The organism is Arthrobacter sp. KUASC02 (assembly GCF_059739395.1).
Map to the genome: position 1 here is coordinate 2,801,504 of NZ_AP046053.1, position 25,676 is coordinate 2,827,179.

The window sequence follows — 25,676 nt, forward strand, 5'->3', positions numbered from 1 at the left end:
AGTCCTCAAGTCCAGTGACCGTTCGGCTGCAGCTGGATGGGGGCTGCAACTGCCGCCACGACAACGACAACCGCCCCGGCTCGTATATTGACAGCGACCTCGGTTCCCGCTGACGGCGGCTGCACCGGCCACACCGCATCAGCCATATACCCATGACCATTCAACTGGGCATCCCAGTACTGCGCCTGGCCAGGAACAATAGCCAGGGGCCCGCGCCTACATCACGGCCGGCCGGACTGCCTTCGAAGTTGCTGGACCGTTTTGGCCGCCAAGCAACCGACATGCGGCTGTCCGTGACAGACAAATGCAACCTCCGGTGCACCTACTGCATGCCGGCGGATGGCATGCAATGGCTGCCGAAGGAAGCCGTCATGACAGCAGGTGAGATCGAGAGAATCGTGGGCATCGGCGTCGAGCGACTGGGTGTGAGGGAACTCCGAATCACTGGAGGAGAGCCTCTGGTCAGACCGGACCTCGTCGAGGTCATCGCCACACTTCGGGCGCGTCATCCCGAGCTCCCCATCTCCATGACCACCAACGGCGTCGGGCTCGATAAGAAGGCGGAGGCGCTCAAGGAGGCCGGGCTTACCCGGGTCAATGTTTCCCTAGACTCCCTGCATGAGGAGGTTTTCAGCCAACTGACCCGGCGCCCGTTCCTCGGTAAAGTGCTCGCCGGCGTCGAGGCAGCCCGCGCTGCGGGCCTTGGACCGGTCAAGATCAACGCAGTGCTGATGCGCGGTGTCAACGACCAGGAAGCCCCGGAGTTGTTGGAGTGGGCCTTGCAGCGAGACATTGAGCTGCGCTTCATCGAACAAATGCCGCTGGACGCGCAACGCGGCTGGACTGAGCACGGGATGATCACGGCCCCTGAGATACGCGCCCTGCTGTCCGCAGAGTTTGTCCTGGAACGGGATCGCCGCCAGCGGGACGGCGCGCCGGCCGAACGGTTTGAAGTACGACGACGGCACGCGGCTACCGGCGAAGCGTCCGGAACTGTTCTGGGAACCGTAGGGATCATTGCCTCAGTCAGCGAACCCTTTTGTTCGGACTGCCGGCGTACCCGCGTCACGGCTGAGGGAAAGATCATGAGCTGTCTGTTTTCACGGGAGGAGTTCGACATCCTGGCGCTCCTGCGGGCTGGTGCGGAGGACGACGAACTCATGCACCTTTGGCAGGATGCCATGTGGAAGAAGCCGCGAGCGCACGGCATGGACCACGCTGGTCTTGGAACTGAAGACTTTGTGCAGCCTGACCGCAGCATGAGCGCCATCGGAGGATAAGACGAATGCTCGTTCGATATTTTGCCGCCGCCTGCGCAGCGGCAGGCGTCGAAGAGGAACACCTCGATGTTCCCGACGGCACCACCCTGGACGGACTCATCGCAGTCATGCTGACCGTCGACCGCGGAATGGCGGGAGCGGCTGGCCCCGCTCTTTCGCTGGCTGAGGTCATCACCCGGAGCACGTTCTTACGGAACGAGGTCGCACTGCGGGACCGCGGTGCGGCGCTTAGTGCGGGAGATGTGGTGGACGTGCTGCCGCCCTTCGCTGGCGGTTAGTGCACCTCATCCTCCCGGCGACATCCTCCCTGCGTCCTCCGAGGGGGCTCCGAACCATGTCGGCAGGTGGTGGAGCAGGTCGTTCTGGTCTTCGCCGATCCAGGCGACGTGGCCGTCCGGTCGGAGCAGGACCGCGGGTGCGTCCAGTTCTCCGCTGACGTCCGCGACGTGGTCGATCCGGTCCGTCCATCCCGTCACGGAGAGTTTTCCGGTCTGGTCCAGTAGGAGCCCGCGGCCTTCGCGGGTCAGCTCGTAGAGACGGCCCCGTGAGAGCGGGATGTCGCGCAGCCGTTTGCCGAGCATCTCGGGCCCTTCACCGAAGTTGTAGCGGATCCCGATCGCGGTGATCTTCTCGGCCAGGAATTGGCGGACGTCCTCGAAGTCCATCAGCTCGGTCAGCAGCCGGCGCACAGCCTGCGGGCCGGGTTCGGTGGAGAGCAGCTCGCTTTGGGCGCGGGTGATGGTCAGCACGTCTTCGGCGACGGGGTGACGCTCGGTGTAGTAGCTGTCCAGCAGCCCTTCCGGTGCCCACCCGTTGACCTCGGCAGCGAGTTTCCATCCGAGGTTGAAGGCGTCCTGGATGCCGAGGTTCAGACCCTGCCCTCCCAAGGGCGGGTGGATGTGCGCTGCGTCGCCAGCGAGTAGGACCCGGCCCACTCGATATCGTTCGGCAAGCCGGGTGGCGTCGCTGAACCTGGACAGCGAGCGTGGTGAGTGGGCGCCGAAGTCGGTTCCCGCATACGCCCGCAGCTGCGTCCGGAACTCTTCCAGTGTGGGCGGGACCGAACGGTCCTCGGCCACCGTCGCCGCCGGCACGACGGCTCGGTACAGGCCGTTTGCGGTGGGGCCGATGCCGAACCCCTTGTGGGTCTTTCGTACCTCGCCCGCCACCTCCGCGAGCTCGTCCGGCGGCGTGGTCACCTCCACCTCGCCGAGGAGCCACTCGGTCTTGGCGGGCTCGCCGGGGAAGCCGATGCCGAGTATTCTGCGCACCAGGCTGCGTCCGCCGTCGCACCCGACCAGCCAGCGTGAGCGCAACTGTGTGCCGTCGCCGAGCCCGACGTTCACCCCGTCCCTGTCCTGTTCAACACCCGTCACCTCGCAGCCGCGGCGGATCTGGGCGCCGAGCTCGCCGGCGCGCTCGGCCAGCAGGCGGTCGGTGACCGGCTGGGGGATGCCGAGGACATAAGCGTGTGCTGTGTCCAGGTTCGCCGTTCGGGGTTTGTCGATCGCGGCAAAGCCGCCAACACCGGGATACTGCTGCCCGTGTGCGAGGAACCTTTCCAGTAGCCCGCGCTGGTCCATGATCTCGATGCTGCGCGGATGCAGGCCGAGCGAACGGACGGCGGTTCCTGGCTCCGCATCCTTCTCCAGCACGAGCACGTCCACGTCGTGGAGTCGCAGCTCGCTGGCCAGCATCATCCCTGTCGGCCCGCCGCCGCTAATGATCACGTCGAACATATAAACCCCAAATCATTTTCCCGCGCTGAACGGCCCAATGCAGTCCGCATTTCCGCAAGATTTTCTTGCCGCGGCCAACCATTTTCGTCGATGTGAGGGGCCTTGCGGCAAGCCCCCCGGCGCGCTGTATTCTGAAAATGGAAAGGAGATATATTCCCCTTGCCATTTGTATGTGCTGACTTGCGAAGACCCTAGGACGCCTCGGGAACGCACGGGACAGCACACCCGCCGAGCACAGCACGCGGGACCGCTGACAAATGTTGTGGGTCCGCCGGCGCTGATTCCCGGAGGTTCCCCGGAGCCCGACGTAGATCTGACTTCGCCTGCCCCCTGGTTGGCCGCCAATCCGTGGCCGGCTGATCCGGCTCGGGCACTGGCCCTTCCAGCGCTGCGACCATATGTCCCAGGTCGCGGGCCTCGGAAGGAGCTCTTGGCGGGTGTCGAAGGTGGGCCGCCCCTCCTAAGAGGCAGTCCGGGCGGGGTGCGGAGACTCTGCCAACGTTCGTGGCGCAGCCCTCACCGATCGGCCCAGCCGGTTGGCGCGGGTGCATCGAGGAAAGTGATCACGACGTCGCGCACGAGTTCAGTCCGGGCGAGCCCGAAGAAATGGGTTGTGCCAGGGAACACCGCATGCTGCGATGCAGGCACGCCCTCGAAGTCCCCGTTCACGTCTCCCCCGCGCAGTTGGAGGAACTTCACCGCGTGCTCGAGCTTAACCATGTCGCAGTCGCCGACCGTAAAGAGTGTCGGGGCCGCGATTCCGCGGATTTCGTCGTCGCTCCATCCACTCTCCCCCGCGCCGTAGCGTGCGAGTTTGTCGAGCAGACCCTGCAGGTGCTGGCGGTCGGGATGCGGCGACACGGCGAGGTAGCGTTTCTCCATCGGGGTTCCCGCGATCATGTCCACCGTCAGCTCCGCAACCGCTTCGGCGTTGCCGCCACGGTCACCCTCTGGCCGGAACGACACCGACGACACGATGAGCTTGCGAACGAGTCCCGGGTGGCGGATGGCAAGATCAAGCGCGACCGCACCGCCGACGCTGAAACCGAACACGTCGACGTTCCCGACCCCGAGGTGCTCAAGAAGCCCGATGACATCGGATGCCAGATCGGCAGTGCCCAGCGGCCGGTCGGTTCGTTGGTGCGTCCGTGCCCTTGGAAATCCGTCGCGATCACGCGGCGCCCGGCTGACAGGCTCGGGATCAGCGCGCCGAACTGCAGCTCGATGTCGAAGAGCCCGCCGTGCAGGAGCAACAGGGGCGTGCCGCCGTCGCCGTGCAGCTCGTAGTACATCCGGAGCCCGTTCACCGACGCGTATCCCGTTTCGGGTGCGGCTGTCGTTTCCTCAGTCATCCACGAGCCTCCTCTGGCCTGCGCGTCTGTCGTGTCTCCCATCCTGACACTGCACGCGGTGCCGCGGCCAGCACTTTCGACAGCTGGCCCGCCCGGAAAGCCGACGGCGCTATTCGACCCCGCGGGCCAAAGCGGCCTGCACTGCCAGAAACGGGGCGGACTCGCCCGCAAGCAACCGCTCGACCAAGGCGAGCCTGAACCAGCGTTCCTTGCCTCTAACGTTCTTCCTCATTGCCGCGTCGAGTCCGTCAGCGTGCCTCCACACAGCGATCGGCGTGGGCGAGGGCAAGTCGGCGTCCCTCCCACTGTGACCCGCCGCCCTGGCTGACGCTGATGTCCAGATGTACCCGGTTCTTCGCCTTTTTCCTTCGGGAACCGGCTGAAAGAACAGGCGGGGGCCTTTGCCGGCAGGGTCGACGAGAGCAACACGCCACAGCTCCTCCGGGATGCCTTGGTTCGTGGCAAATTCCGCCCAGCTCGAAAATCCTTCCGGCGGTTCCTGGAGGTCATAGCTGAGGGCCACCGTCCAAAACCGCGCCATTGTCTCGATGTCATGGCAGTCAAAGGTCAGCTGGAATGGATAGGACACCGGGCCGCCTTCCGTTTCGGATGGAACAACTATGCCATTGACCTTCTCCTGATGCCCCCGTCAGCTCCGGAGCCGCTTGGGCCGGTGGTCCGCTTGCTCATGATGTGCCGGGCGGTCCAAGGAGATTCGCGTGCTGGCGACAGCTCCGCGATCAGATCAGGTGGCCGGCTTCATTTCGATGAGCTGGATGAGGTTGCCGCAGGTGTCATCAAAGACGGCCACAACAGCGGTGCCGATGTCAGTCGGTGGCTGTGTGAACACCACGCCCTTGCTGGTCAGCCTGGCGTGCTCGGCCTCGATGTCGTCGACGGCGAATTGAGCGAGTGGGATGCCGTCTTCGACAAGGGCATCCCGATAAGGCTTCACGGCAGGGTGGCTCGAGGGCTCCAGAAGCAGCTCCGGACCGTCAGGCGAGTCGGGCGACACGACGGTGAGCCAGAAGTTGTCACCGAGGGGGATGTCATGGCGCTTCGTGAAGCCGAGCACCTCGGTGTAGAAGGCAAGGGCTGCTCGCTGATCGTCGACGAATAGGCTCGTTAGGGCAATTTTCATTTTTCGGTCCTCTTTCTGGTGGGCCATCGCTCCCTGATCTCGGCGAGTGGCCCTGGGTTGAAGTAGTGGAACTTGGAACGTCCTCGCCTCTCCGTCACCACGAGGCCGGCCGACTCGAGCACGCCTAGGTGTTGCGAGATCGCCTGTCGCGTGAGGCTGATGCCGTGCCCCATCGTGAGCGCGGAACAAATCTCGAACAGGGTTTGGCCGTCGTGCGCTAGAAGTTCATCGAGGACGAGACGTCTTGTCTCATCGTCGAGAGCTCGGAAGACATCGACCATGGAACCACTATAGGCAAGTCTTGACTTGCCTATCAACGCCCTGAAAATGACAAAGGGCCATGCCACACAGAGGGCCGCCCAGAGCCACTGCAAGGAACGGAAACCCAGGAAGGCATGCAGGACGGGAGCTGACCCTGACCACATCGTGAAGGCCACAGGGAAGCGACTGAAAAGCAGAGAACACCTCCCCAGCCGGAACCGCTCATGTCGCCCGCCGAGGGGCCCTCACGTGAACATTTCCCTGTTCGACGGGCGCCCCGGTACGGTTCACACACCCATCGAGCCTGTGGTTAGGCTGGGTGCATGGCGACAGTTATTCTCGTGCGGCACGGCCGCACCACAGCCAATGCCTCTGGACTGCTGGCCGGGCGGGCCGTCGGCGTCAGCCTGGACCAGATCGGGCTCGAACAGGCGGCTCTGACCGGGGACCGGCTCGCGGCCGTGCCCGTGGTCGGGGTGGTGTCGAGCCCTCTTGAGCGTTGTCAGCAGACCGCCCAACTCATCCTCGACCGCCAGGCAGGCACGCCGTACGCGCCGGTCGATCTCGATCTCACCGAGTGCGATTACGGCCAGTGGCAAGGCCGCACGCTCAGTGATCTCGCGACCGAGGATTTGTGGCCGGTTGTGCAGTCGCAACCGTCCGCCGTCGTCTTTCCCGGCGGTGAATCCATGGCCGCGATGCAGGCTCGGGCTGTGGCAGCGATTCGACGCCACGATGCAGCGTTCGAAGCCGAGTACGGGCCGGGGGCTGTGTGGGTCGCGGTGAGTCACGGCGACATCATCAAGTCAATCCTCGCCGACGCGCTCGGCATGCACCTTGACCTGTTCCAGCGAATTCACGTGGGCCCAGCTTCCGTATCGATCGTGAGCTACGGCGCTAGTCGGCCGAGCGTCTACGCGACCAACACCGACGCGGGTGATCTGTCGTGGCTGTCGACAGGCATCCACTCTGGCGATGCGCCGGTGGGCGGCGGTGCAGGACAGAAGGCGCCATGAACCTTATGTGCCTAGAATACTGACATGCCTACACGTGTTCACGAGTTTGCCTGGCCTGATCGGGTCGTCGTCGGCACCATTGGCCTTCCGGGGGCGCGCACGTTCTACCTGCAGGTGCGCGCCGGTAAGCAAATCGTGAGTATTGCCCTGGAGAAGCAGCAGTCGGCCCTGCTCGCAGAGAAGATCGACGAAATTCTCGACCAGCTCATCACGGTCGAGGGCAACCCCTTCAGCGTTCCCACAAGCACTCCCATTGAACTTGTCGACAATGACCAGCTCGAGGCCGTTCAGGAGCAGTTCCGTACCGGCGCCATAAGCCTAGGTTGGGACCCAACCACTGCCCAGGTCGTAATAGAGGCCTACCCCATCACCGATGTCGATGCCGATGACAACGACGAATCGCTAAATGATGACGGCGCTGACGAGCCCGAAATGCTGCTGGTGCGAATGCCGGTCGGCACGGCCCGCGCATTCGCCAAGCGGACCCGGGAGATTGTGGGCGCAGGGCGTCCGGCGTGCCCGCTCTGCGGTTACCCCATAGACGCCGACGGACACACCTGCACCTTTCCCGAGGTCTGATGCCGGCGCCGGACCTCGTGACCGCCGAGCTGACGCTCACCGGCCGCATCACGACGGCGTCAAACGCCACCTTTTTGGGGAACATCGGCGACGTGATGGTCGTCTATAAGCCGATAGCTGGCGAAAGTCCGCTGTGGGATTTTCCCCACGGCGCCCTGGCTCACCGGGAGGTGGCCGCCTACCTGGTCTCGCAGGCCTTCGGCTGGGACGTCGTGCCGCGCACCTGGCTGCGCGATGGTCCCCTGGGCGAAGGAATGGTGCAGCTCTGGCAGGAGCAAGACCCCGCCCAAAGCGCGGTGAACCTGGTCGCGGCGGACCAGGTGCCGGAGACGGGCTGGAAGCAAGTCCTCGAGGGACGTGATGAGACCGGACGGATGGTCGCCCTCGTTCACGAAGACTCGCCGGCGCTCAGGCGCATGGCGGTGTTCGACATGGTGGTCAACAACGCCGACCGCAAGGGCGATCACATTCTTGCCATGGCGGACGGACACCGGCACGGCGTGGACCATGGGCTCACCTTTCACCGTGACCACAAGCTGCGCACGGTGCTGTGGGGATGGATAGGAGACGCCCTCACCCCTGAGGAACGCGAGGGCATCGATCGTGTCAGTGAAGGACTCCACGGTGGGCTGGGCCAAAAACTGGCGGACTTGCTCAGCGCCGAAGAAATTGCATCGCTCGCCGCGCGCTGCGCCCGGTTGCGCCGGGCAGGGCGGTTTCCGGCTCCGAGCGGTGAGATGCCGGCGGTACCCTGGCCGCTGTTCTAAGGGACTTAAGGCCACGGCTCCGCAGGCTGTATCACGTTGATGGCCTGTCACTTGAGGTAGCGACGGCCCTCATCATTCTTGAGTCCGGCCGCGGCCGTCAAAAGCCCCCGCAGAAGGCCTCATCTAAACCAGTTTGTGCCCACCCGAGGACCGCAAGCGTGCGTCGTCGACACACGAAACCCCATTTCCTATGTGAGGAAAACGTTTGGTCCGAGTAGCTGGGCTGGGTGCTTACGAAACAACTTTGAATATGTAAAAATTCAATGTAATAGGAAAGCGTGCTTGCGGCCCGCTCCCGTTGATGAGTGGCAGGACGGTTCCCCTAGATGCAAAGTATGGCTATCTCCACTCGCGCTTTGGACCTGCTCTTGCTGTTGCGCGGCAGCGAACCGGAAGGGCTGGGCCGCGCAGAACAAGTGTCCTACCAGATCGAGACTGCAATCTTGATGGGCATTCTGACCGAGGGTGATCGGCTGCCAACGGAATCCGTCCTTGCCGGAGAACTGGGCATCTCGCCGATCACCCTTCGCCAGTCCCTGGCCGCCCTCCGGGCCAAGGGCCTCATCGAAACCAGCCGCGGCCGCAGCGGCGGGAGCGTTATCCGCCGCCAAGTAGAACTTTCCGACAGTCAGTTGCAGCACAAGCTCAGAAAAACAAGCACGGAATCGCTCCGGGACCTCGGGGACCTCGGTGCGGCCATCGCGGCAATGTCTGCCCGACTAGCCGCAAGACGGGCAGATCCTCAGAATGTTGAACATTTGGAAGCCTTGGTAGGTCACCACAGTAATACCGTGGAGGAACGGGCCCGGCGTCGCATGGACAGTCGGTTTCACGTCGCCATCAGTATCGCCGCGCAATCCAGCAGATTGACCTCGGCGGCGCTCCAACTTGAGGCCGAACTTATGACGCTATGGTGGGGCATGCCGGATCACTCGGGCAGCGCGGACGAACTGGTCAAACAGCATATGGCGATCGTCGAGGCGATCAAGGGCCGGGACGGGGATGTTGCAGCCCGCGCTGCGGAGCGCCATAGCCGAAGCGAGATGGAATTCTTGATTGAGCAGCATCTTAGGTTGACCATGCGGCCGGAAGAAGGTGCGTGACATGTACACCCTGGACGCGGCCCTTCACCGGAGCTGACGCCATCTCTTCCAGCCTCAACGGGGTCTTCGCGGACGGGAGGTCTGGCAGTGGGCACCTACATCGACTTCGGCGCTCCCGCCCCCTTGGGCTGCCGGGCGTCACAGCCGAAATCCGCTACAAGGAGCCAGGTCAGAGAGCAGCCACTAGTCCCGGCCCGGTCTGGCCGGCGAGCCAGACCGCTATCTGCGTGCGCGACGTGAAACCCAGCTTCGCAAGGATGCCCTCGACATGGCCGTCGGCCGTGCGTGGCGAGACCACAAGCTCGGCGGCGATGTCCGTGTTGCTGCAACCTCGGCGACAAGACCCGCATTCTCGTGTTCCCGCTTTGTGAGCGCCGGGCCGGCTGCGGTGCGGTGGCCGAGGAACAACGGACATGGCCTTGGGACATGTGCACGAAGGGGGACTCGGCCCTGAGACGCTGGTCCTCTACACGGGCAGTGCAGTGGCGGCGGAGAACATCGTTCGGATTCGCCGCAAGGCCCACGGAGCCCGCGCTCCAGCCTGCCGTTCAACTGCAACGGGAACATGTGGTGGAAACGGAGGCAGAACTCGCGGCACGAGAGGCCCGTTATGGAGTGATCGACCACGACCTCGGCGCGTTTGCCCAGCGCCATGACGGGCGAAATTCCCCGAGGGGTTAGCTTCGGTTCAGTCCTTTGCCCTGATTCACAGCATTCATGGCGGCGATGTGCTGGGCCATGTAGTTGAGGCTGTCATCCATTTTGTTCTGCCAACTCAAGGTGGCTCCTCGAAGATCCGCCGCATCGATCGATTCAAAGATTTCCGTGTTTTGTTCAAGGATTGTTTGTGGTGAAAATGCGTATCGTGCCCCGAGGACTGCAAAGTTCATGAATGCCTGCTTAGTAAGCGTCTCCAACATTGCCGGTATTCGGTTCAGGCCTGATGCCTCAAACAGTGCGATTTGGAAATCCATATCCAGGTAATGGGCCCGGGTTATATCGTTGCGCCGAGCACAATCGCCCAGCTCATCCAGGTGATTCCTGACTCGGGAGCGCCCTTCGGGACTCCAACGACTGGCCGCCCGAACTACGATCGCTCCCAAAGCACGCCGGGCCATGTAGGTCTCCGCGACGTCATCAAGGGAAGGAACTCGCACCACCACGGAATCTGACCTGGCGGCGGTAACCAACCCATCCTCGGTGAGCGCGCGAACAGCAGCTCGAATGTCCCGCACGGGTGCGCCCAGGAAACGGCCCAATTCCCCCATCGAAATTTCGCTCTCGCCGGAGAAGGTTCCGTCGACAAGCCCCTGGCGAATTACCGAAAGAATACCCTCGGCCAATAAATTCCCGGCCCGCAGGACTTCGGCCGAACTTGAACCCATAGAGGTGGACTCTTTGCGATCAACCGTCCATGCGAAGGGTGTCCGCCCACCTTGGAACCACCGGCGGATGCGCGCCTCCAGGTCCGCCAACAGCGTCCCGGATGGCACTTCCGGCAGGAGGTCAAGGGCAGCTAGCAGCCTCTGCCATTGCCACGCATCGGCCAGGTGCGCTGCCGGCCTCGCGCCGGCGGGTACTGCAAAACTGCCGCTCACCAGAATAATGGCTTCGGTAAGGCTATGCCCTGCGGATTCCAGCGACATCCAAAGGTCCTGGCTGTGGCCCGTGGTTTCACGATCCGGGGGGACACCCAGAAGCAGATCCGCAGCCAGCACCGCCCGCAGTCGTCTCTTGCTGCTGGCTGACAGACCGGCCGGGTACCGTGCACGCGACGCGCGGGAGGGACTCAGGACGAGGCAGGAGCCCGACGGTCCCACGGCGAATCCAACCAACACCATCTGCCGCTCCGCCAGCATGGCACTAATCGACTTGGTTGTTTGGTCGGGCGTCATGAACTCCTGCCAGGTCCGCGCCACGAACGATTGGCTCAGGCCGACAGCTTCAGCAACATGGCGACTGGAACTTTTGGTTGATTGCATCCAGAGTGGCGCCGTCAAAACGGCACGTTTGAGTTCGGCGCGATCGCTTGCACTTCCCATGCGGCAAGTCTAGGCCCATGGCCTGACTCAAAGACTCAATACTGCACCACTTCCCCGCGTTGGTATTCCCATCATCGAAGGTGCGACCAATCATGGAGACCGAAGGGTCCTATCGATCACCCGGACCGCACCCCAACCAACTCCCAAAGGAGAGCAAATGTACGATGTCGCCATCATTGGTGGAGGCCCCGCCGGGCTGGCCGCCGCTTACAACCTTGAGCGTGCAGGCCAGAAAGTGATCATCCTGGAGGAAACAGGCCGGCTTGGCGGGCGTGCAAAGACCGTGGACATCAACGGGGAACCGGTCAACATGGGTGCCATGTTCGTGTACACCGGCACGGCTTCGCATGAGTTGGCAGTGGAACTGGGCGTAGCCCTGGAACCCTTCGAACCGACGACATTTGGGATCCACACCAACGGCACAACCATCGTAGCGACCGACCACGATGACCTGGTTGAGCGACTCCCGCTCGACGAGGAGTCGCGAAACGGCCTCCGGGCGTTCATCGAGCGGGCGAGTTCGGAGTACTACGCGAACACTGTGGATGGACAACTTCGTCCGGCCACGCCGGGCTTTGGCGAAGAATCCGCCCAGTCGCGAATCAGCGATCTACCCCAAAACGTCCAGGAAATTCTCACCGCAGCAATCCGGGGCGGCTCGGTAGCTCATCCTTCAGAACTAAGCGCGACCTACGCTTTAAGGTACTTTGCCAGTTATCTGGTGCGGGAGAAGAAGAACCGGATGGTCTGCCTGAAGGGCATGCAGGCCATTCCCGCCGCACTAGCCAACGCCCTGCAAAGCACCGAGGTGCGAATGCATCACCGCGTGGACTTCATTCACCAGGATGTTGATGGACTGTGGAGCGCAAGAATCTCTGCGGCCGGGCCTGATGAAGGCTCGGGGCCCGCCATCGAAACCCAGGATGTGACCGCGAGGCACGTGATTATGGCGGTTCCTGCCCCACGGATTGCCGGAATGGTCCGGCTGCCGGAATGGAAGAGCCAGGCCCTGGAGTCCGTGCAGACACCCGGCTCCACCGAGCTTGGCGTTGTTGTGGACATCAGCGCACCGGAACTGGCCGGCATTGACGATTGGTCGTTCATCGCAACCGCCGGGCGAATGTTCGACGTGGTAATCAATCCGAGGCCGGGACGCAAGGACGGAAAGGCCCAATTTGTCTGCTACGGCAATTCGGCCGGATACATCCCGGAAGCCAACGACCCCACCTCAGGCGTCCTGGAACAGTGGATCGAGGAATTCCTGACTGTGGCACCGCAACTACGGGGGCACATCCTCGGGGCCAGCATCCAGTCGTGGCAGCACTGCTTCTCGTTGCTGACACCGACCCGGGCCGCCGCTCTTCCGCTGCTCCAGGCTCCGGTTGCCAGCACGCTGCATTTTGCAGGCGACTACTCCTCCGAGACGGCCGGTACGCATGGGGCGTATTCGGAGGCCAGACGCGTCAGCCACGACATCCTCACCGGCGTAACAACAGGTACGACCGCGCAATCATCGTAAAAGCTATTGCCTTAATCATACAAGGATGTATGCTTTAGGTGTGACTAGGGCCACAAGCACCTGCGGCCCAGTTCACATCAACGCTCCGTCCATGAGTGCGGGTTGTATGCGTCAGTTAATCGAAGGAACCAAAAATGGGCTTAAGTTTTGGCACAAAAGCTCCCCCAACCGCGCTCTCCGGCACGGTCGAGGTGTCCGGGCTTGGCAAGCGATATGGAGTCGTCCAGGTCTTGTCGGATGTAAATCTCTCTATGGCCGAAGGCGAAGTAGTCTCGATCATCGGCCCATCAGGCGCCGGCAAGAGCACGTTCTTACGATGCCTGAACTACTTGGAAACCCCCAGCGAAGGCACGATCGCGATTGGCGGAGCCCACGTTGTTGCCGGCGGAAAATTGCCGGACAAGGCGAGCCTGGACCACCTCCGGCGAGTCACCGGAATGGTGTTCCAAAGCTTCAATCTCTTCCCTCACCTGACCGTGATGGAGAACATCACCCTGCCCCAGCGAAAGGTGCTGGGCTCAAGCAAAGAACAGGCGGAGGAGGTTGCCAACAAGTTGCTCAAGCGGGTTGGACTTCCTGAAAAGGCCATGGCGTACCCGGCCCGGCTCTCGGGAGGGCAACAGCAACGCATCGCCATCGCCCGGGCTCTGGCACTCTCACCCAAGGTCATGCTCTTCGACGAACCAACCTCCGCCCTGGATCCCGAGATCGGCCTGGAGGTACTCGCCGTCATGCGGGACCTCGCAGACGAGGGCATGACCATGCTAGTGGTTACCCACGAAATGCACTTCGCCCGCGACGTCTCGAACCGCATCATGGTGATGGGCAACGGCGGCGTCCTCGAAATCGGACCCAGCGAGCAGGTGATGTCGGACCCGCAAAACGAACGCACCCGGCAGTTCCTCAAGGCCGTGCTGGACAGGTGAGACGGCGATGATTACCCAACTCCTGACCTCGATTGCCCAAGGCGTCGGACTCACGCTCTACGTAACCGGCGCCTCACTCCTGATCGGAGGCGTCATCGGCCTGGTGCTCGTCGGCGCCGCCCGCTCACCCATCGCGATCATCCGCACCATTGCCACCCTCTACATCAACTTCGTCCGCGTCATCCCGCCGATCACCTGGCTGTTCCTGATCTACTTCGGCCTGCCCCAGTACTCGCTGCGGCTGTCAACCATCCAGGCCGCGATAATAGGTTTCTCCATCATCGCCTCGGCATTCATGGCCGAGATCTACCGCTCAGGACTGCTCAGCATCCCCGACGGCCAACGGGAAGCTGCCCACGCCCTCGGGCTGAGCCCGGTCACCACAGTGGCACACATCATCACACCGCAGGCCTTCCGTGTCGCGCTGCCCGCGATCGCCACGTACGGCATCGGGCTCCTCAAAGACTCCGCCCTGGCGTCAACCATCGGAGTGCGTGAGATCACCTACTACGCCCAGCAAAGCGCGAAGCAGACGCACGAAGGCCTGCTTTCCTTCGTCGTTGCCGGGGCGCTCTACATCGTGATCAGCCTCGTCGTCGCCCTCGTGGCCCGACGTGTCGACCTCACGCTGCGCAGGAAGATCGGAGTGGCGTAATGGACATCCTCACGCAATGGCTCGGCTGGTTGCCCAACCTCACACCGGGTCTGTTTGTCAGCCTCCAGCTGACCGGACTCTCGCTGCTCTTCGGATTCCCCCTCGGCCTCCTGTTCGCCGTGATGGCAGCGGCGAAACTCGCACCCCTGCAGTGGATCTCCTTCTTCTTCGTTGAGATTGGACGGGGCTTGCCGGCCCTTGTGCTGTTGTACCTCTTGTACTTCAGCCTTCCGGATGCCGGCATCACCCTGACATCCCTGACCACCGCGATTATCGCGTTGACCTGGAATACCGGCGCATACGCCTCGGAATACTTCCGCGCCGGACTTGCCGCAGTGCCCTTGGGACAAAAAGAAGCGGCCCTCACCTCAGGGCTCCGCGGCTGGACGGGATTCCGGTTCATCATCCTGCCGCAGGCACTGCGGATTTCCACCCCGCCGTTGGCCGGTCTCGCAGTCCTGGTATTTCAGGGCAGTGCACTCGCCTTTGTCATCGCGGTGCCCGAATTGATGTCCAAGGCATTCGAAATTGGCTCCATCACGTTCGAATACCTCAGCGTCTACACCTTGACCGCAGTGATTTACGGATCCTTGACGCTCGTGTTCCTCGGCCTTGTGAGGCTCTTGGAACAGCGACTCGGCCGCCACCTGCAACGCAACTGACCCGTTCCGTTACATCATCCCGGGGTTTGCCCCAGCACCCCATCAAAGCCCCAGCACCCCATCAAAGAAAGAGAAACCATGTCACGATCTCGTCGTACACTCGTGCGCGCGCTTTCCGCAGGTACCGCCGCCGGCCTGCTCGTCCTATCCCTGAGCGCTTGCGGTGGCAGCGAAGCCGTAAGCGGCTCGGGCGGCTGCACCCCGGCGCACAAGGATCTCAAGACCCTTACCCAGGGCGAACTCACAGTCGCCAGCTACGACTATGCTCCTGCCACCATCCTGAGCGGCGACAGCGTCACCGGCATGGAAGGGGACCTGATCAACGAGATCGCCAAACTCGAGTGCCTGAAAGTCACCGTGAGCACCTCGGGCGGTGCGGGAGCGGTGATCCCCTCCGTACAGTCAAAGCGCGTCGACATCGGATCGGGAAACTGGCTCCGCACTAAGGAGAGGACCAAGATTGTCTACATGAGCACACCCCTATGGAGCGACCCGCAGGCAATCGTCTCCACGAAGGGCCTCACAAGCGACGATCTTGAGGGCAAGACGATCGGCTCGGTGGCCGGCAACCTCTGGAACGCCAGCATGCAAAAGTGGCTCGGGGACAAGTTCAAAATCTACCAGGACGACGAATCCATCTACGGCGACCTCAAAGCAGGCCGTATCGACGCCCTGGTGGCGTCCTCTGCTTCCGCCACTTACCGATTCAAAGATGCCCCCATCGAGGGTGCAACCGTGGTGGATGTGAAGCCGAATGCCAATGTCCCTCAATTTGCTGCGGTCGGCCAAGTCATGCTTCCGTCGGCTTTGGACAACGACTCGCTCGGCAAGGCGCTGGACGAGGACATCAAGAAGCTCCGCGAAAACGGCACTATTAAGAAGGTCCTCGAAAAATACGGAATCGACCCCGCCGTCGGCGACCCCGGAGCACCGAGCGAACTCTGACACACAACATGCCGCACCTCAGGCGACGTCGGGTGGTCTCCTCCCGACGTCGCCTGACGTGTGCCCACAATGGGCGGTCTGATGCGATCGCATCTTCGCCGCAATCCGGCCGCCACCGCGTTCTTAATCGCAAGCCCGCCTGGTTAGGAGTTTTCAGGTGGCGCGAAAAGAACGGTCCGAAGCTAATTAGTTCCGTTTGACCATGCCGTAGCGGTAAAGACTTCCCGCGCACCTCACATCAGCAGCGTTCGGGAATCCGGCTGCGACCCAAGCGCTCTCGCGATGAACGTGACCCCAGCGTTCATGGCACTGAGCCCAGATCTTGAATTCTCCGGTTCCTGCCCAGCACCCGCCGTGGACATGCTGCTGGGCAATGTACTGAAATATAAAACACGACTCTGGTTTGGCAGCAGCTGGGGCCGCACCCACGGTCAGCAAGAGGGTGACAACCAGGCTAAACAGTAGGCCAATCCGTTTTGCTGGGTTTTTCACTGTGGATCTCTGATCTCTTGGCAATGCCCTGGCGGGAACTTCCGAAGACATGTCAGCTTTGGCGATGTGGCTCCCAGGCTGTTTCCCTTTAGTCAGCAAGGCGCCAAACGAATAGACCATTCCCCGGCGCGATCACGTCACTGGGCTGGGAGGTTTTTGAGAATGCATTGCTGTACCGCTGGCTTAGCTCACGCCAACCCCGGACGAGTACGGCACGTATCCGGCCGGAACAACAGTTCGCCCTCTTGGCTTCTTCATTCGAAACCCCTGATTCATATAGAGATACTCTCGACGGGTTCCCCAGGGTGTCATGCTAAGAGCCGGCAGCGCATTTGACAATGCTGAAAATTAGGCCCTGGGGACGCTACCCCTGATTCAGCCCGCGGCTCGCGCAGCAAGCAACCGGATCAGCCGCACCTGGTGTGCTTGCGGACGCACCCAACTGACGCATTGCGTCCGGATCGGGGGCTTTTCGATGGTGCGCCCATCTGCAGCGATCAGCAGAATTGGCCCGCCGTCTGCCCTGTCTGCAGTCGTCCGCACGACATGTCAGGAGTCGTCTGCACCATGTTTTTAGCAGTTTTTAGTTCAACTGACCGTGCTACTCTCCGAATCCAGCGTCAGCGCTGATGACGATGAAGGTCCCGCCGCCGCGGGGCCTCCATCCATTTTCCAAGCGGCCGAGGGCCCCGAATCATTGCTGGATCGGGCCCCTCTCTTTACGTTGCTATTCCGTAGTCCGACCGTCGGTCACCTTAGCCGTCAGGAGTTCACAGGTCGTTGTCGGGGGTAGGGTCGCTTCCCACCCGCTAACAGTTAAACCGACTGACGCTATCTCCGGCGAGGACCCCCACTGCTCAGGGTGAGGCACGGTCCATTCATAAGTGACCCGTTCCAAGATACCGTGGATTTCAAATCCACCCCCGAAACCCACGATGCGTATTTTCCGTCCGACATCCGACGCAGCCAGGTCAGTAATGTTCAATGTGCGCCGCCCTCTCAATCCCTGCAATAGTGAGGCCAACATACACGCCGACAATGACGGTGCCGGCGAGGCCCGCTTGGAGACAGGGCGCGTCTCGGACAACGCGCTCGTCATAGACGTCGAGACACCAAAGGGCAGTCGGTTCAGCACAGGGTTCTGCCAGATCGAGCGCCCTTGGCTGCTCGGCCTGATGATCCCGCCGAGGCGAAAGATGAGCGATCGGCTAGCCCGCTGACACGTCGATCAGCACCTTGCCGACGATGCTCTCTTCCACCGCCGCGTGGGCCGCAGCCGTGTCAGCCAGGTCAAAGCGATGCAGCGGCAGGCCTGCGGCCTCGCCCACCGGAAGGGCGCCGTCGGCGACGGCCGCATTGATATCCTCGGCGGCGGCTTGCACCGCCGCCATGCCTACGGTGTAGAGCAGCACGAACTGGTAGCGGACGTTGAGGCTGAAATGCCTGCGGACGTCCAGGCTCATCGAGTCGCCGCCGTTGTTGGCGTAGACGGCGACGGAGCCGCGATTGCGGATCACTGCCAGGTCGAGATCCGCGTTCTGCGCAGGTGCCACCTCCACGATCTGGTCAACTCCGTCGGGAGCGATCCGGCGGATTTCCGCGGCCGCGTCGGCTTCCCGGTAATTGATGACGTGATCGGCGCCGGCAGCCGTGACCAGCACAGCCTTCGCCGGTCCGCTCACGGTCGTGATCACAACGGCGCCGGCCCACTTGGCGAGCTGGATCGCCGCATGGCCCACGGCGCCGGCCCCTCCCGCGACCAGAACCACTTTGCCGTCCAAGGCTCCCGGGTGCAGCCGCCGCGGGCCGTCCTCGGCGATGGTCAGGGCCCGATGGGCGGTGATCGCGGGAACGCCCAGGCTCGCGCCGACGTCGAACCCGGCGTTCTCCGGCAGCGGAAAGACCCTCTCGGCCGGCAGGACGGCGAATTCCTGGGCTGTCCCGCCGTCGGCACGCTGGTAGGCGGCCAGGGCCAGCCAAACCCGGTCACCGACGTGGAAACGTTCGACGCCGGGTCCGACGGCGTCCACTACGCCGGCGCCGTCTTGGTTCGGCACGACCTCCGCGAAGGGCAAAGGCTCACCCGGTTTGGCGCCGCGACGCGACTTCCAGTCGGTGGGGTTCACGGCGGACACCACGACCCTTACGCGCACCTCCCCACGCCCCGGGTCGCGGATCTCGCGGTCGACGAGCTCGAGAACAGACGGATCGCCAGTGGCACGGTACACGATTGATTTCATACTCAAACCTAACGCCGGCCCAGACCGAAATTCCCGCAGCGTGCCGGGCCAGATGCTGACAATTTTGAAGCAAAACCCCTCTGACGAGGGGTTATGCGTGCCCGAGGTGGGACTCGAACTGCATTCCCCCTGCAAACACTGGGAACTCCCGGATCCATGCGGAATCCGCGCCCGATCCGACCCATGTACGACCCAGTCCGAGGCCCAAAGTGACCATTGTCGACACGCCAATCTCGCCGCTTAGCTCCATCACCGGCGTCCTCGACCACGCGCCGCTGTTCGGCACGCGTGGCGCGCTTCGACGGCGGCACTCAGGTGAGTGCCGCCGTCGCACTTCCGTGAGTGACTGGCTTAGGCGACTTTGGAAAGCCGGTACAGAACCACCTGATCGGGGTGAATTCTGGGCGACGCGACACCAACCTTTTCCAGCGAACTGCCTGCGAACACGGCGCCCGGGAAACTGACGCCATTCTGGACGGCTGCCCGCAGGGACGTCCGTTCAATGTGCACGCCGGCGGCCTTCGGCTGGCCCCACCATTCCGGCGGGGCCAGTCCGGATGGTGTGGGCCCGGTAAAGACTGGTGCCACGTGGTACCTCGCCTCAGCGTCAAGTCCCCGGAAGCGGAGGCGCCCGGCAGGGTCCGGGTAAAGGCTGTCCAGGGCCGCTTGCGCGAAGATCGCTTCGGAGCGATCAGGACTGACGACGCCGTGCACCACCACTTTGGAATCGGGACCGTCCATGCGGATCACGTCCCCGCTGAGCAGCAAGCCGCGTTCTTGTTTGTAGAAGGAGATCCACCGGCGCAGGCTGTCGATTTCCTTGTCGGTGGCGGTGGTGAGGTCCCATTCGACACCGAGGTGGCCGAAGACGGCGGTGCCTGCGCGGAACGCGAGGTCGTGCTGGCGACCAGTGGTGTGGGAACGGCCTGATGCAATGTGTGATCCCAAGTATTCGGGCGGCAGCAGCTGCGTGGTCCAGCGGAGCATTGCCTGCCGGTCGTGGGGGTCGATGTTGTCCGACACCCAGACTCTGTCAGTGTGCTCCAGAACGCCGAGGTCCACGCGGGCTCCGCCGGAAGAGCATGACTCAATTTCCAGCCCTGGATGCTCCGAACGGATTTCCTCAAGCAGCGCATAGAACTCCAGGGTCTGCCGGTGCACACCTGGACGTCCGCCCTCCAGCTGGTTTCCGGCCTCGATGAGGTCCCGGTTGTGGTCCCATTTGATGTAGTCCAGCTTGTATTCGGACAGGAGCGCGAGGATCTGCGTCTTGACGTGCTCGTACGCCTCGGGGATTCCGAGGTTGAGGACCTGCTGGCTGCGCGATTCAACGGGCCAGTCGGAGCGGGCCGCCATGATCCATTCCGGATGGTCGCGGGCCACATCGCTGTCCGGGTTGACCATCTCGGGTTCGAACCATAGCCCGAACTGCATCCCCAGTTCGTGGACGCGGTCCACCAGCGGGTGCAGTCCGGCCGGCCACACATCCGGAGAGACAACCCAGTCCCCCAACCCTGAGGTGTCGTCGCGTCGCGAACCGAACCAGCCGTCGTCGAGCACGTAGCGCTCAACGCCGGCGGCAGCAGCACGTTCCGCCAGGTCGATGAGTTTTTCTTCTTCGTGGTCGAAGTAGACGGCTTCCCACACGTTCAGGGTCACGGGGCGATCTGCGGAGACCGGAGAAATGCGGCTCCGCACATGGGCATGGAAACGTTTGGCGATGGCGTCAAGACCCGTCCCGTAGGAGGCGTAAACCCAGGGGCTCTGATAGGTATCACCGAGGCCCAGCCGGACTTCGCCGGGAAGGAGCAGTTCTCCGCCGCCGAGCAGCTGATCGCCGAAAAAGCGTTCGGCGAAATGGTGGTGGTTTCCGCTCCATGCCGTGTGGACGGCCCAGACTTCGCCGTTGCCGAATCCGAATCCAGGAGTTCCGGCGTGCAGTATGAAGGCACTGTCAGAGCCGGTCCGGCCCTTTCGATTCTCACGGAGGTGCGTCCCTGTGCGCAGGGTTCCGCGCTGCGGAACCCGTTCACAGTTGTGGCTTCCCGCGAAATCCAATAATTCCGTTGCCTCAGCAGGAATCGGGAAGGCCAGGGAGACATCGTCGACCGCGTACGTTTTTTCGTGCAGGTTGGTCAGTTTCGCCCGGCTGCGCATCAGCCCGCCGGGAAGCAGGTCCAATGTCAGGTCAAGGCGCAGCCGTTGTGCGTCGTCGATTGCGCCGACCAGCACCCGACCTGCTCCGGCGGATGCGAACCCGGTCACTGGTGCGCCGTTTAGGGCCACAGTGTGGACCTGGAATTTCGGTGACCACCCAATGCCGTCGAAGGATCCACGTAGTCCTGGGCGCCCCATCCAGCCTGAGTCCTGTCCGGGCAGGAGGCCGGGCCGGGGTGGGACGTCGATGGTGCTGGAACCCGTGACGGGAGTGCTGGCTCCTACCATTGTTCTGGCTTCTTCGGCAGTCAGCACGGGCAGTTGCCCTCCCCAGTGCACAATTGCCGGTAATTGCCTGTTCGTGGCGTCGAGTACCACCGACACTCCACCTGCTGCCAGGTGCAGGATCGCACCTGGGTTGCGGGTCGGCATTGAAGTCCTCATGAGTTCCTGGGTGTTGCAGCGGTGGTCAGGCTTCCGCGTGCGGGATCCCAATGGACCGGCACGGGGTCGGACACCAGGCCGTCGAACGTGCCATCGCTGTTGGCGTCATGGCAGGCCATCATGAGCCATTGGCCGGACCTGTCCTGGACGAGTTTTCCGCTATAGAGCGGTGCCGTGGTGACTACGGCGGCGGATGCGACGTCGAAGGGACCACTGAGATGGTGGGTTTCGAGGCTCCAGATGCCGCCGCCGTCGAACCCTGCGGCTTTCTTGGCGGAAAGCGTATCCACGCCGCACGAGAACACTAAAAGGGTCCTGCCGTCCAGCACTACGGTTTGGGGGACCTCGAGGTGTCCGAATCCGGAGCCTGGCTGGCTGAGGGGTGGCCTGACTTCCCAGGATGAGAGGTCGGGTGATACTGCGTGGCCGATGACGCCGCGGTCATCGTCCCCACCCTCATTCGCGCGGGCGGTGATGAGCATGTGCCAGCCCTCGCCGTTCGGGTCGGCGAACACCCAGGGGTCCCGCCATGCTTCTTCCGGCCAGCTGCTGTCACCGTATCGTTCGTACCAGCGGCGGTCAGGTTCAAGCACGACGGCGGGTTGCTTGGTCCAGGTGTAAAGGTCCGGGGACGTTGCAACACCGATGGCCTCGATGTTGTGGGTGTCATAAAAGCGCGCGCCGGTGTAGAACATCCGCCACATCCCGTCCGGGCCCTGGACCACGCTGCCCGTCCAGGTAGAGGTTGCGTCGAACGCCTCCGGATCATCCGGCTGCAGGACCACGCCGTGGGGTTCCCACGTGATCAGGTCCTGTGAGGTGGCGTGCCCGATCCGGGCATTGCGGTGCCGCAGGGCCGGGTCTCCCAGGCTCTTGGGGGCGTGGAGGTAGTACATGTGGAACGTGTCGCCGTCGTCGGCGATCCAGAAGTCCCATACCCATGAGTCTTTGAGGCTGAAGGCCAAAGTAGTGCACCTATTCTTTTCGTTGAGGTGGGCCGGTTGGGTCGACGCAGAGCGTCAGCCCTTGATGGCGGAGCTGCTGATACTGGCGACGAACCAGCGCTGGAAGATCAGGAAGACCGCCAGGACCGGGACGATGAACATCGTGCCGAAGGCAAGCACTTGGCCCCATTCGGGAGGCTGCTGGTTCTGGAAGATGCTGATGGCCAACGGCAGTGGCCGGGCGGTCGGGTCTGAGACCATCAGGACTGGCCACAGGTAGGATCCCCACTGAGCCAGGAAGGTCAGGATGGCCACTGTGGCGAATGCCGGCTTGGTGATGGGGACGATGACTTGGAAGAACGTCCTGAACGGCCCGGCCCCATCGAGCCTCGCGGCCTCTTCGATTTCGCCTGGGACGTCCAGGAAGAACGTGTAGAAGAGGAAGATCGAGAACGCGTTGGCTATGAACGGGATCGCCTGGATGACGACAGTGTCCCGCTGCCCCGAAAACATGTAGTACAAGGGAAGAGCGACGGCTTCGAACGGGATGATCGTCAGGATGATCACCAGCAGGAACAGCACCTTCTTGCCGCGCCATTTCATCCTCGCGAACGAATAGGCCGCCATGGAATTCACGATCAGGCTGCCGGCAACCACGGCTGTGGTGACGATGATCGATACCAGGGCGAACTGGCCGAAGTAGCCGGTGGCATCTGAATTGAGGTGGTCGAAAACGCCGGCGTAGTTGTCGAAGGACAGGTTGGTTGGGACGAAGCCGCTCAGTCCGCTCAGAACCTCCGAGGATGGCCGGAAGCTGCCAACAATCAGGTAGTAGACGGGCAGGAAAAAGAACAGCGCGACAACGGTCAGGATCAGGTAATGGAGTGCTGTTTGCCAGCGACGGGTGCGTTTCATGCTGCTGGATCGCCGGGTTGGCTCCATGGTTTTGGCCATCGTCATCAGACCCCTCCTCGCTGGCGCACGGCGGCGCGTTGGATGATTGCGATCACGGTAATGATCAGCATGAAAATGACAGTCATGGCAGCGGCCTGGCCCACGTTGTTGTTGTCGAACCCTGTGTTGATGATTTGCGTCATGACGGTCTCGGTGGAACCACGGTCAACGCTGCCGGAGCGGCTCAGCAGGTACACCTGGTCGAACAGCCTGAACGAAAAGATGGTCGTTATGAGCGCAACGAAGATCAGGGTGTTCCGGATGCCGGGAACAGTGACGTTGATGAACTGCTGCCATTTGTTGGCCCGGTCCAGCGATGCGGCTTCGTAAAGTTCGGTGGGAACGCTCTGCAGGGCGGCCAGGACAATGATCATTTGGAAACTCACGCTTTGCCAGATCGACATGACAATGATGGAACCAAGTGCCGTGGAGGGACTGCCGAGCCAGTCGTGGCTGGACAAAGCGCCCCCGCTGAAGAGCCCCAGGATGGCGTTCAGGAGGCCTTCATCTCCGCGGGAGTAGATAAGCCGCCAGATCACCGCGGTAAGGGCCAGCGGGAAGACCAAGGGCATGAAGATGAACGTCCTGAAGACCACCATCCCGCGCAGCTTGCGGTTGACCAGTACAGCCAGGCCCAAGGCCAGAACCGTTTGTACGGGAACAACAATGAGGGCGAAGGTGAAGTTGTTCAGCAGTGCCTGGCCGAAGGCTGCGGACAGGTCAGGATCGGTGAACAGGCGTGTGTACTGTTCGAATCCTATGAACCGTGCGGGCCGTGGGCTGTTGAGCTGCACCCGGTAAAAGGACAGTACGACTGCGAGCACGAACGGTGCCACCAGGAAGATGGCAAGGCCGATCAGTGCCGGGCTGGCGAACAGCGGGCCCGCGAACCGGTGCCCGGTCAGAATGGCCGATGACTGTCGCTTGGCCGGGGCCGCTGCGGGGGACGGGATCTTTTGCGTTTGAGTGGTCATGATGAAGGCTTTCGCTGGGAGCGAGTCCGGCGGTCCGTGCCGCCCCTCGCTGGGGCGGCACGGACTGCTGCGGAGGTCTATTTCCTGTATCCGTCGTTGTCGGCGAAGTTCTGGTCGATGGCGCGGGCTGCGGCACTCAGGGCTTCCTTGGCGTCCTTGCCTGAGTAGATGGCGGCCTCTGCTTTGCCGACCTGATCCGTCACGATGGGGTAACCGGCGGTCACGGGCCGTGTGACGCTGACACACGTCTCGGTGATCTGTTCTTCGGGTCCGCACGCCTTGCTCAGCTGGTCGCCAAGCAGCTGCAACTGCTTGCCGGGGCCGTAAAGGCTTGAAGCTGACAGTGCCGTTTTGGTCGCCGGCGGGGCCCCGTTTGCGTCGGTGTAGATGCGTACGCTTTCGTCGGACATCAGGAAGTCAAGGAACTTCCCGGAGGCGGTGCCGTTCTTGCTGGTGGCGCCCATGCCCCATGCGAAGGTACCGGAGGCGGTTTTGGTTCCTTTCCCGAAGTTGGGCAAGGGAATGGACACCAAATCGCTGCCAAGGGCTTTGTAGGTCGGGTAGGTCCAATGCCCCACCCAGCTCAGCGCAACCCGCCCGTTCGGGAATGCCAGGCCGTCAGCGTTCGGATCGGTGTACTTCTTCCAGGACGCGAGCGTCGTCAGCGATTTGACGTTGGCGTCGGAGTCCAAAGCTCCGACGGCCTTGTTGTCCTTGAGCATCGTGCCACCACCGGACCAGATGACCGGCCCGGCAGAACAGCACGTTCCCCACTCTCCAGCGAAGCCATACTGTTCGGACAGGTCCAGCGGTTTTCCCCCGGGGACGACGGCCGCGAGCTTATCCAGGACCCCGGTGAACTCCTCAGCCGTCCAGGCTTCTTCCGGAGTGGTCGGATACGTGACACCTGCAGAATCCAGGAGTTTCTTGTTGCCCCACAGGGCCAGACCCGCGTTCATCATGCCCACGCCATACACGGCGCCGTCCACAGTGTTCTGCGCCTTGATGGAGTCCGTCTGGTTGGACAGCGTTTCCCCGGAGACGGAGCCCTTCAGGGGTGCCATCTTGCCGTTATAGACGAAGCTGGCCAGTGTAGGGCCGTCGAAGTCGAGTACATCCGGCAGGTCGCCGGGGGCTGCCGAGTTGACTGCTTTGGTGTACTGGTCCGAGGGGAAGAGTTTGAGGTTCACTTTGATCTTGTTCTGGGACGTTTCGAAGTTGGAGATGATCTTCTTCAACGCGTCATTCTCGGCTGCCTGACCATCAACGGCCCAGACGTTTATGGTGCCTTCGCCGGATCCCGCTTCGACGGATGGGCCGGCGTTGCCGGTGTCCGGTCCGCCGCAGCCGGTCAGTGACAGGGCTGCTACGGAAACGGCAGCTGCGGCCGCAATGATCCCCGCCGTGCGACGGGACTTTGGAATGGTCATCATCATTGATTCCTCTTGGAAATGTGGAACTTATGGAAGCGTTTCGATGCCTGG

The 25,676-nt window shown here is 62.6% G+C and carries 24 protein-coding genes; 11 read left to right on the top strand and 13 right to left on the bottom strand.

Features of this window, described 5'->3' with window-relative positions:
• Positions 1 to 152: 152 nt before the first annotated feature.
• Positions 153 to 1,280 carry a GTP 3',8-cyclase MoaA gene (moaA, locus tag AC6JAC_RS12985; RefSeq protein ID WP_497964987.1) on the top strand — a complete coding sequence of 376 codons (1,128 nt, stop codon included), beginning with the start codon at positions 153 to 155 and terminating at the stop codon, positions 1,278 to 1,280.
• 5 nt (positions 1,281 to 1,285) lie between these two features.
• A complete protein-coding gene (locus tag AC6JAC_RS12990) occupies positions 1,286 to 1,558 on the top strand; it encodes a MoaD/ThiS family protein (RefSeq protein ID WP_028270705.1) in 273 nt (90 codons plus the stop codon).
• A gap of 6 nt (positions 1,559 to 1,564) precedes the next feature.
• Here AC6JAC_RS12990 and rox read toward each other — a convergent pair whose 3' ends face one another.
• From rox to AC6JAC_RS13015, 5 genes are all read right to left on the bottom strand, one after another.
• Positions 1,565 to 3,019 (bottom strand): rifampin monooxygenase, encoded by a 1,455-nt coding sequence (rox, locus tag AC6JAC_RS12995; protein ID WP_497964990.1) that lies wholly within the window; start codon positions 3,017 to 3,019, stop codon positions 1,565 to 1,567.
• Between the two features lie 516 nt (positions 3,020 to 3,535).
• Entirely contained in the window at positions 3,536 to 4,336 is an 801-nt protein-coding gene (locus AC6JAC_RS13000) for an alpha/beta fold hydrolase (protein ID WP_497966824.1), read from the bottom strand.
• A 144-nt stretch (positions 4,337 to 4,480) separates the two neighbouring features.
• On the bottom strand, positions 4,481 to 4,960 hold the full coding sequence (locus AC6JAC_RS13005) for a VOC family protein (protein ID WP_051628836.1): 480 nt from the start codon (positions 4,958 to 4,960) through the stop codon (positions 4,481 to 4,483).
• Between the two features lie 156 nt (positions 4,961 to 5,116).
• Entirely contained in the window at positions 5,117 to 5,512 is a 396-nt protein-coding gene (locus tag AC6JAC_RS13010) for a VOC family protein (protein ID WP_028270708.1), read from the bottom strand.
• On the bottom strand, positions 5,509 to 5,793 hold the full coding sequence (locus AC6JAC_RS13015; protein ID WP_028270709.1) for an ArsR/SmtB family transcription factor: 285 nt from the start codon (positions 5,791 to 5,793) through the stop codon (positions 5,509 to 5,511). Before AC6JAC_RS13015 ends, AC6JAC_RS13010 begins: the two co-directional genes overlap by 4 nt.
• A 303-nt stretch (positions 5,794 to 6,096) precedes the next feature.
• On the opposite strand from AC6JAC_RS13015, the gene AC6JAC_RS13020 reads away from it, so the two are divergent.
• The 4 genes from AC6JAC_RS13020 (at position 6,097) to AC6JAC_RS13035 (ending at position 9,238) form a co-directional block, all read left to right on the top strand.
• Positions 6,097 to 6,789, top strand: coding sequence for an MSMEG_4193 family putative phosphomutase (locus AC6JAC_RS13020; protein WP_028270710.1), 693 nt, complete (start codon positions 6,097 to 6,099; stop codon positions 6,787 to 6,789).
• 24 nt (positions 6,790 to 6,813) lie between these two features.
• Positions 6,814 to 7,368, top strand: a complete 555-nt coding sequence (locus AC6JAC_RS13025) for a DUF3090 domain-containing protein (protein ID WP_028270711.1) — start codon at positions 6,814 to 6,816, stop codon at positions 7,366 to 7,368.
• Positions 7,368 to 8,135: an SCO1664 family protein gene (locus AC6JAC_RS13030; protein WP_028270712.1), complete on the top strand. Its 768-nt coding sequence runs from the start codon at positions 7,368 to 7,370 to the stop codon at positions 8,133 to 8,135. The genes AC6JAC_RS13025 and AC6JAC_RS13030 overlap by 1 nt, the downstream gene beginning before the upstream one ends.
• Before the next feature lie 335 nt (positions 8,136 to 8,470).
• Complete coding sequence (locus tag AC6JAC_RS13035; protein ID WP_197024928.1) at positions 8,471 to 9,238, top strand: FadR/GntR family transcriptional regulator; 768 nt, start codon at positions 8,471 to 8,473, stop codon at positions 9,236 to 9,238.
• Between the two features lie 169 nt (positions 9,239 to 9,407).
• Here AC6JAC_RS13035 and AC6JAC_RS13040 read toward each other — a convergent pair whose 3' ends face one another.
• On the bottom strand, positions 9,408 to 9,653 hold the full coding sequence (locus AC6JAC_RS13040; protein WP_197024929.1) for a response regulator transcription factor: 246 nt from the start codon (positions 9,651 to 9,653) through the stop codon (positions 9,408 to 9,410).
• A 262-nt stretch (positions 9,654 to 9,915) separates the two neighbouring features.
• Positions 9,916 to 11,280: a GntR family transcriptional regulator gene (locus AC6JAC_RS13045; protein WP_081818867.1), complete on the bottom strand. Its 1,365-nt coding sequence runs from the start codon at positions 11,278 to 11,280 to the stop codon at positions 9,916 to 9,918.
• 157 nt (positions 11,281 to 11,437) lie between these two features.
• Between AC6JAC_RS13045 and AC6JAC_RS13050 the strand changes: the two genes are divergently transcribed.
• The 5 genes from AC6JAC_RS13050 (at position 11,438) to AC6JAC_RS13070 (ending at position 15,987) form a co-directional block, all read left to right on the top strand.
• Positions 11,438 to 12,799, top strand: a complete 1,362-nt coding sequence (locus AC6JAC_RS13050) for a flavin monoamine oxidase family protein (protein ID WP_028270714.1) — start codon at positions 11,438 to 11,440, stop codon at positions 12,797 to 12,799.
• Positions 12,800 to 12,933: 134 nt separating this feature from the next.
• Positions 12,934 to 13,725, top strand: a complete 792-nt coding sequence (locus tag AC6JAC_RS13055) for an amino acid ABC transporter ATP-binding protein (protein ID WP_081818868.1) — start codon at positions 12,934 to 12,936, stop codon at positions 13,723 to 13,725.
• 7 nt (positions 13,726 to 13,732) lie between these two features.
• Positions 13,733 to 14,380, top strand: coding sequence for an amino acid ABC transporter permease (locus AC6JAC_RS13060; protein WP_028270716.1), 648 nt, complete (start codon positions 13,733 to 13,735; stop codon positions 14,378 to 14,380).
• Positions 14,380 to 15,042 (top strand): amino acid ABC transporter permease, encoded by a 663-nt coding sequence (locus AC6JAC_RS13065; protein ID WP_028270717.1) that lies wholly within the window; start codon positions 14,380 to 14,382, stop codon positions 15,040 to 15,042. Before AC6JAC_RS13060 ends, AC6JAC_RS13065 begins: the two co-directional genes overlap by 1 nt.
• 78 nt (positions 15,043 to 15,120) lie before the next feature.
• The gene (locus AC6JAC_RS13070) at positions 15,121 to 15,987 is read left to right on the top strand and encodes a substrate-binding periplasmic protein (RefSeq protein WP_081818869.1); all 867 of its coding nucleotides are present in this window, start codon (positions 15,121 to 15,123) and stop codon (positions 15,985 to 15,987) included.
• Positions 15,988 to 17,687: 1,700 nt separating this feature from the next.
• Here AC6JAC_RS13070 and AC6JAC_RS13075 read toward each other — a convergent pair.
• From AC6JAC_RS13075 to AC6JAC_RS13100, 6 genes are all read right to left on the bottom strand, one after another.
• A complete protein-coding gene (locus AC6JAC_RS13075) occupies positions 17,688 to 18,719 on the bottom strand; it encodes an NADPH:quinone reductase (protein WP_028270720.1) in 1,032 nt (343 codons plus the stop codon).
• A 351-nt stretch (positions 18,720 to 19,070) separates the two neighbouring features.
• Positions 19,071 to 21,308, bottom strand: coding sequence for an alpha-galactosidase (locus AC6JAC_RS13080; protein WP_028270721.1), 2,238 nt, complete (start codon positions 21,306 to 21,308; stop codon positions 19,071 to 19,073).
• 8 nt (positions 21,309 to 21,316) lie between these two features.
• Positions 21,317 to 22,285, bottom strand: a complete 969-nt coding sequence (locus AC6JAC_RS13085) for a glycosyl hydrolase family 32 (protein WP_497964997.1) — start codon at positions 22,283 to 22,285, stop codon at positions 21,317 to 21,319.
• A 54-nt stretch (positions 22,286 to 22,339) separates the two neighbouring features.
• On the bottom strand, positions 22,340 to 23,224 hold the full coding sequence (locus AC6JAC_RS13090; RefSeq protein WP_028270723.1) for a carbohydrate ABC transporter permease: 885 nt from the start codon (positions 23,222 to 23,224) through the stop codon (positions 22,340 to 22,342).
• A complete protein-coding gene (locus AC6JAC_RS13095) occupies positions 23,224 to 24,192 on the bottom strand; it encodes a carbohydrate ABC transporter permease (RefSeq protein ID WP_028270724.1) in 969 nt (322 codons plus the stop codon). The genes AC6JAC_RS13090 and AC6JAC_RS13095 overlap by 1 nt, the downstream gene beginning before the upstream one ends.
• A gap of 77 nt (positions 24,193 to 24,269) precedes the next feature.
• Complete coding sequence (locus tag AC6JAC_RS13100) at positions 24,270 to 25,625, bottom strand: extracellular solute-binding protein (protein ID WP_028270725.1); 1,356 nt, start codon at positions 25,623 to 25,625, stop codon at positions 24,270 to 24,272.
• Between the last annotated feature and the right edge of the window lie 51 nt (positions 25,626 to 25,676).

Excerpts from the sequence above, each read along its gene's own strand:
- AC6JAC_RS13100 (WP_028270725.1), bottom strand. The coding sequence starts at position 25,625 with ATGATGACCATTCCAAAGTCCCGTCGCACGGCGGGGATCATTGCGGCC.
- AC6JAC_RS13030 (WP_028270712.1), top strand. The coding sequence starts at position 7,368 with ATGCCGGCGCCGGACCTCGTGACCGCCGAGCTGACGCTCACCGGCCGC.
- AC6JAC_RS13065 (WP_028270717.1), top strand. The coding sequence starts at position 14,380 with ATGGACATCCTCACGCAATGGCTCGGCTGGTTGCCCAACCTCACACCG.
- AC6JAC_RS13095 (WP_028270724.1), bottom strand. The coding sequence starts at position 24,192 with ATGACCACTCAAACGCAAAAGATCCCGTCCCCCGCAGCGGCCCCGGCC.
- rox (WP_497964990.1), bottom strand. The coding sequence starts at position 3,019 with ATGTTCGACGTGATCATTAGCGGCGGCGGGCCGACAGGGATGATGCTG.
- AC6JAC_RS13035 (WP_197024928.1), top strand. The coding sequence starts at position 8,471 with ATGGCTATCTCCACTCGCGCTTTGGACCTGCTCTTGCTGTTGCGCGGC.
- AC6JAC_RS12990 (WP_028270705.1), top strand. The coding sequence starts at position 1,286 with ATGCTCGTTCGATATTTTGCCGCCGCCTGCGCAGCGGCAGGCGTCGAA.
- AC6JAC_RS13080 (WP_028270721.1), bottom strand. The coding sequence starts at position 21,308 with ATGCCGACCCGCAACCCAGGTGCGATCCTGCACCTGGCAGCAGGTGGA.
- AC6JAC_RS13070 (WP_081818869.1), top strand. The coding sequence starts at position 15,121 with ATGTCACGATCTCGTCGTACACTCGTGCGCGCGCTTTCCGCAGGTACC.
- AC6JAC_RS13025 (WP_028270711.1), top strand. The coding sequence starts at position 6,814 with ATGCCTACACGTGTTCACGAGTTTGCCTGGCCTGATCGGGTCGTCGTC.
- AC6JAC_RS13015 (WP_028270709.1), bottom strand. The coding sequence starts at position 5,793 with ATGGTCGATGTCTTCCGAGCTCTCGACGATGAGACAAGACGTCTCGTC.
- AC6JAC_RS13050 (WP_028270714.1), top strand. The coding sequence starts at position 11,438 with ATGTACGATGTCGCCATCATTGGTGGAGGCCCCGCCGGGCTGGCCGCC.
- AC6JAC_RS13060 (WP_028270716.1), top strand. The coding sequence starts at position 13,733 with ATGATTACCCAACTCCTGACCTCGATTGCCCAAGGCGTCGGACTCACG.
- AC6JAC_RS13055 (WP_081818868.1), top strand. The coding sequence starts at position 12,934 with ATGGGCTTAAGTTTTGGCACAAAAGCTCCCCCAACCGCGCTCTCCGGC.
- AC6JAC_RS13040 (WP_197024929.1), bottom strand. The coding sequence starts at position 9,653 with ATGTCCGTTGTTCCTCGGCCACCGCACCGCAGCCGGCCCGGCGCTCAC.
- AC6JAC_RS13010 (WP_028270708.1), bottom strand. The coding sequence starts at position 5,512 with ATGAAAATTGCCCTAACGAGCCTATTCGTCGACGATCAGCGAGCAGCC.
- AC6JAC_RS13075 (WP_028270720.1), bottom strand. The coding sequence starts at position 18,719 with ATGAAATCAATCGTGTACCGTGCCACTGGCGATCCGTCTGTTCTCGAG.
- AC6JAC_RS13045 (WP_081818867.1), bottom strand. The coding sequence starts at position 11,280 with ATGGGAAGTGCAAGCGATCGCGCCGAACTCAAACGTGCCGTTTTGACG.
- moaA (WP_497964987.1), top strand. The coding sequence starts at position 153 with ATGACCATTCAACTGGGCATCCCAGTACTGCGCCTGGCCAGGAACAAT.
- AC6JAC_RS13020 (WP_028270710.1), top strand. The coding sequence starts at position 6,097 with ATGGCGACAGTTATTCTCGTGCGGCACGGCCGCACCACAGCCAATGCC.
- AC6JAC_RS13090 (WP_028270723.1), bottom strand. The coding sequence starts at position 23,224 with ATGACGATGGCCAAAACCATGGAGCCAACCCGGCGATCCAGCAGCATG.